The sequence below is a fragment of the Peptoclostridium litorale DSM 5388 genome (assembly GCF_900141635.1).
Taxonomy (GTDB): Bacteria; Bacillota; Clostridia; order Peptostreptococcales; family Peptostreptococcaceae; genus Peptoclostridium; species Peptoclostridium litorale.
On sequence record NZ_FSRH01000027.1, the window covers coordinates 1 to 5,242 of the forward strand.

The following is a 5,242-nucleotide window of genomic DNA, read 5'->3' on the forward strand; positions in this document are numbered from 1 at the left end:
GGGGGTATATTCCCATAGATGTAGAAGGAGCAAAATTGCTTTATCAAGTTATTTCTGATTTTTACGAAAAGAAGAGCCTGATAATAACTACAAATTTGGAATTTAGTAAATGGAATGGCATATTTTACGACGAAAAGCTTACAAATGCAATAATAGACAGGATGGTTCATCATAGCCATTTACTGGTATTTAATGGGCCAAGCTTTAGGATTGAACACTCGCTCATGAAAACCAATTAATTGAATTTTTGTAAACATGGATGTTGCATTTATTTTTTTCACTTTTGTATATTTATTTATTGCAAAACACAATATTACAAATAGCAAAGATAAAAACTCAGTTTGAATTAGGTTCAAACTGAGTTTCTATCTTTGCCCTATTAATTTCTGTAAATAAGCATATATCTATTTAGATTATACTCATTTACCTTTTCTAAGATGCAGCTTTTAGTTTCTTTTGCTCCTTAAATACTACATTTGTCGCAATAATTCCAACTATGAAAATAACTATCCCTGCAACAGCAAATATATTACCTACGTTAAATGTGCTTAATATTTTTCCGTTTATAAATGTTCCAATACCTCCTCCTACAAACATGTTGAATGATGCAAGAGACATAGCTGTTCCGCGAAGCTGTGGCATAGCTTCTTGAGCATTTGTTACCAAAGTAGACTGTAAGAAAACAAATGCCAGTCCAAATCCGAATAAAGCCAATCCAATGTAAATCGGATTTTTAATATATGCAATCGTAAACAATGAAATACTTCCAAGAAATCCTGCAAACAGCAAAAATCTGTTTTTTAGTTTCTGTCTTACTACGGCTGCTTTTCGTCCTCCTATGACAGTAGCTACACCAAATAGAGTTAGTATTAAACCCACTGATAATACTGTGTATCCCGTCCTACTTTCAAGAAGTTTACCTGAATATGTAAAGCTTCCAAATACACTGAACCCTACAAGAAAAATAGTCCCTACAACTGAAGTCAAATTTTTATTTGCAAGCGCTTTTTTATACACACCTGTAAAGTTTAATGAATCAATAACAGATGGACTCTTCGGCAATGCTTTCAGCATAACCAGTGCAATAGCCAGTTCTGCTATTCCATAAACAAGATATACCATTCGCCAAGAACCAAAATATGCCAATGCCCCTCCTATAGCCGTAGCTGATGCTCCACCTAAAAACATCATTCCCATTACCTTTCCTATTGCCTTTTGTCTGTTTGAGGGCTCGAAACTCTCTCCTACAAGTGCCATTGTTACAGGAAATATTCCAGCTCCAAAGGCTCCATTCATTGCACGAAGGAATATAAGAGATTTCAAATTAAATGCAGTAGATCCCAATATACTGAAAATAGCTGTTCCAAAAGCAGCAATATTGACTATCTTTGTTTTTCCATAGCGATCTCCAAGTGGCCCGAATATGATTGTAAAAAAACCAAATGCCAGCATATATGCTGTTACTGATAAAGCAGCACTTTCTATATTTATGCTCAAATCCTTTGAAATATTGATTAATAAAGGTGCAACAGCATAGTTGTCGCCATTAGCGAAAAAAGCCATCAGGCTTAATATCACTATCATCTTGTTTCTCTTTTTTTCATCCATTTCCAACCCCACATCCTTTTATCGTAATATACGAATATATTGATATTTCAAAAATAAAATTTACCCACATAGGGGCATTTCATTAATTTCAATATGAATGTTCTAATTATTTTCCTACAAAATTGGTCACTCTATATAAATCCAAAACAAGTTCGATTTTATATACTTTAAGAAGCGAACTTGTTTTAGATTATTTTTATAATTAAGCAAGAATTTTTTTTATCTCATCAACTTTCGCTACCTTGCCCATTATCTTAACCTGCTCATCAACTACAAGTGCTGGTGTTTTCATAACTCCATATTTCATTATTCCTGGTATGTCTTCAACCTTCTCTACCTGTGCATCAATTCCAAGTTCGTCTATTGCTTTATTTACATTTTCAGTAAGCTTTTTGCAATTTGCACATCCTGTTCCAAGTATTTTAATAATCATAAAATACACCTCCTAAAAAATAAGTAACCATTTAAGCATTTATTTTATTACAAGCACAGGTCTTGTTGCATGATGAACGACCTTATTTGTGACACTTCCAAGTAGAAATCTTTTTTTCGAATCTATTCTGTGGCTATTTATTATTACATAATCAAACTCCTGTTTTTCAGCCATATCTATTATAGTTTCCGCTGGATCTCCATATTCAGTCTTTATATCTACTTCAACGTCTTTACCCTCAAAAAAAGTTTTTGCGTTTTCAAGGATTTTTTTTGATATGTGTTCAAAATCGGCATCCTTTATCATGAAGTATTCCTCGTAGATCTTGCATCTTTCCATTTCATCTATATTTTGGACATTTATAAGTGTTATTTTCAAGTTCAACTTTTGAGCTATTTCAATTGCAGTATCAAACGCCTTTTTATCATACTTCATATCCGCAACAGGTAAAAGTATTCCAGCCATTATCTGTCCCCCCTTTTTATATCTAACAATCGCAACATCCGCATGAGCATTCAGAATCATCGGTTTTCCCAGTATCTCCCACATATGAAATCGCATCTGCCGGGCATAGATTCTGACATCCTCTGCAGCCTTGTATACATACCTGTGGATTTACTACTACAATGCTATTTTCTCTTTTTTCATAAACTCCATTCTTACACTTGTTAAGGCACACACCACAGTCTATGCAATTTTCATAATCAATTACAGGATACCAAGTTTTCTACATATATAAGTACCTCCATGAAATATATTTTTATATGGACATCAAATGTCCTATTGCATTAAAGAGATAGCCTACGAGTATTATCCCTATGCCCGTTATTGTAACAAAAGAAGCTATAAGCTTAGGCTTTATTACCTTTCTAAGAAGTATCATCTCAGGAAGTGAAAGGGCTGTTACCGACATCATAAATGCAAGAGCCGTTCCTATTCCGACACCTTTTCTTATAAGTGCTTCCGCTATAGGTATTGTTCCAAGTGCATTTGAATATAGTGGTATTCCAAACACGACCCCAACAGCCACTGCGAACGGATTGTTTGGACCTGCATACTTTGCAAGTAGTGGAGCAGGCGCCCAGCCGTGTATAAATGCCCCTATCCCTATTCCTATAATGAGGTAAATCCATATTCTATTTACTATTTCAATTACATTGTCTTTTGCAAATTGTAACCTTGCAGAATTATCCATTTCGACTATTTCGCCTTTTCCTATCTGCATTTCATATACATATTCTTCGACCTGTTTTTCCATATGCAGCTTTTGTATTACAATTCCTCCTATAACACCTACAACCACTCCAGCTACTACATATGTCACAGCAAGCTTCCATCCAAATGATGCAAGGAGTATTGCAAAAGCAGCTTCATTAACTATGGGTGATGTTATAAGGAACGAAAATGTTACTCCGATAGGTATTCCAGCTTCGACGAAACCTATGAAAAGTGGAACCGACGAACATGAGCAAAACGGAGTAACTATTCCAAGAAGTGATGCCATTATATTCCCTTTTATACCCTTGAAGTTTTCAAGTATCCTCTTTGTCTTCTCAGGTGGAAAGTAGCTTCTTATATATGATATTGCAAATATCATTATTCCTAGAAGTATTATTATCTTTATGGTGTCATATATAAAAAAGTGGATACTTGAGCCTAGTCTTGTGGACATCGATATGTCGAATATGTTTTCTACAAGAAGTGCAACAAGTTTATCAAGCCAATCAAACATACAAATCCCTCCCTAATATCTTCGTCTTCTAAATTTGTATATGCGTATATACTCATATAATCTTTTGACATAAGAATACTCCTATATTTTATAGTTGTCAACTTCTTTTTTTTAAAATCATTTTTATAATCTTATGTAGTATAGGGATACCGTCCTAAACATAGTAATAATCAAAAAATAGTTATTATTTTTTACAATTGTCACCTTATGTATTTTGATGAGTATATTTGATTTAATCCCACCCACTGTATACTTACGTTCTATGTGTATTGATATTTATTCATTTACAATTTTACTCATTTGTGATTAATATTTAAATAATTACATGATACTTTCCAAATAAATTTTTTAATAGCTTTATATCAAGTTATTATTTTTAAGCTCACAGTACGTTTGAATACATGCAATCATATATTTTTATATGTATTAATCTATTTGTATTCGAATTGACATTTCTACAATAAATATGTAATATTAATATGCGTTTATGTTCATGTACGGATATAACGTTTTAAAACTGCTGTTTCTATAATCAGCTTGCATTCTAAGCTTCGACAAACATCATTAATTTAAAAGGGCATTCCTGTAATCAATAAAAGTCAGATTTAATGAAGAATTCAAAAAAATTCACCATTACTACATAATAGGAAGTATCAACCTATTTAAAATAGAAATCACTGATCACGATAAGCAGCAAACTAATCCGGGTATTTTATGCAATCCTTAAAAAATGAATTAGTATTATGCTCAAAAAATGATGAGTGCTATTAAAATACCAGTAGCATACAAAGCTGCATAAAAACAATACAGCGCATGGGGTTCAATTTGGAAAGCGTCCATGAAAATACCAATTGGCCAGTAAATAAAATTTAAATTTCAATTGTTTTCATACAAAAGCAGATAGTCAGAAAACTTACTATAAAAGCATAGACTCCGCAAAGGAGCACAAAAGGCACCCACTTTATTGGATATGCAGAAAGAATGACGCTTTATTTGGCGTATCCAAATACCTTTCCCGAAGCAGCCGATATAAAGGACATCCATAAAATACTTTTTAGTTGCTATGAAAATGCAAGATAGTAAGATAAAACCGAAGAAATGTCATAAACGATGATAAACTACAGATAATCTCCGATTGAAAATTACCGATAAAAAACGGTATACTCACTTTAAGAATGAGTCTGAAGGAGTGAGGTCCCGTGATAAAAATGGAGGAAATTTTCATGATAAGAGATATGAAAAATCAAGGTTTGTACATTAAAGATATTGCTCAAATAATGGGCAAGAGTTCTAAAACCATAAGCACATGGCTCAATCAAAACAAGGCTCCTGAATATAAGCGGACAAAAAAGAAACCGTCTAAGTTAGACTCGTATAAAAACTATATCATGCAAAGGATGAACGAAGGATGTTTCAACGCAGTTGTCATATATGAAGAAATACAGAGCCAAGGATACACGGGTAAAATA

Annotated in this window: 5 protein-coding genes and 2 pseudogenes; 2 read left to right on the plus strand and 5 right to left on the minus strand. The window is 33.2% G+C overall.

Annotated elements, in window-relative coordinates; all coding sequences use genetic code 11:
* A partial coding sequence (locus BUQ87_RS14665; protein ID WP_159434359.1) for an ATP-binding protein occupies window positions 1–239 on the plus strand: 239 nt, incomplete at its 5' end.
* Between the two features lie 193 nt (window positions 240–432).
* Here the strand turns inward: BUQ87_RS14665 and BUQ87_RS14670 are convergent.
* The 5 genes and pseudogenes from BUQ87_RS14670 to BUQ87_RS14690 all read right to left on the minus strand — a co-directional run bounded on the left by BUQ87_RS14670 (window position 433) and on the right by BUQ87_RS14690 (window position 3,773).
* Window positions 433–1,608, minus strand: a complete 1,176-nt coding sequence (locus BUQ87_RS14670) for an MFS transporter (RefSeq protein WP_038261479.1) — start codon at window positions 1,606–1,608, stop codon at window positions 433–435.
* 202 nt (window positions 1,609–1,810) lie between these two features.
* Window positions 1,811–2,041, minus strand: a complete 231-nt coding sequence (locus BUQ87_RS14675) for a thioredoxin family protein (RefSeq protein ID WP_038260757.1) — start codon at window positions 2,039–2,041, stop codon at window positions 1,811–1,813.
* A gap of 39 nt (window positions 2,042–2,080) precedes the next feature.
* A complete protein-coding gene (locus tag BUQ87_RS14680) occupies window positions 2,081–2,506 on the minus strand; it encodes a universal stress protein (RefSeq protein ID WP_074210133.1) in 426 nt (141 codons plus the stop codon).
* A 22-nt stretch (window positions 2,507–2,528) separates the two neighbouring features.
* Window positions 2,529–2,759, minus strand: a pseudogene (locus BUQ87_RS15890) (4Fe-4S dicluster domain-containing protein); the annotation flags it as partial.
* A gap of 42 nt (window positions 2,760–2,801) precedes the next feature.
* Complete coding sequence (locus BUQ87_RS14690) at window positions 2,802–3,773, minus strand: permease (protein ID WP_038260751.1); 972 nt, start codon at window positions 3,771–3,773, stop codon at window positions 2,802–2,804.
* Window positions 3,774–4,996: 1,223 nt separating this feature from the next.
* Between BUQ87_RS14690 and BUQ87_RS14695 the strand changes: the two are divergent.
* Window positions 4,997–5,242, plus strand: a pseudogene (locus BUQ87_RS14695) (IS21 family transposase); the annotation flags it as partial.

Excerpts from the sequence above, each read along its gene's own strand:
- BUQ87_RS14680 (WP_074210133.1), bottom strand. The coding sequence starts at position 2,506 with ATGGCTGGAATACTTTTACCTGTTGCGGATATGAAGTATGATAAAAAG.
- BUQ87_RS14675 (WP_038260757.1), bottom strand. The coding sequence starts at position 2,041 with ATGATTATTAAAATACTTGGAACAGGATGTGCAAATTGCAAAAAGCTT.
- BUQ87_RS14670 (WP_038261479.1), bottom strand. The coding sequence starts at position 1,608 with ATGGATGAAAAAAAGAGAAACAAGATGATAGTGATATTAAGCCTGATG.
- BUQ87_RS14690 (WP_038260751.1), bottom strand. The coding sequence starts at position 3,773 with ATGTTTGATTGGCTTGATAAACTTGTTGCACTTCTTGTAGAAAACATA.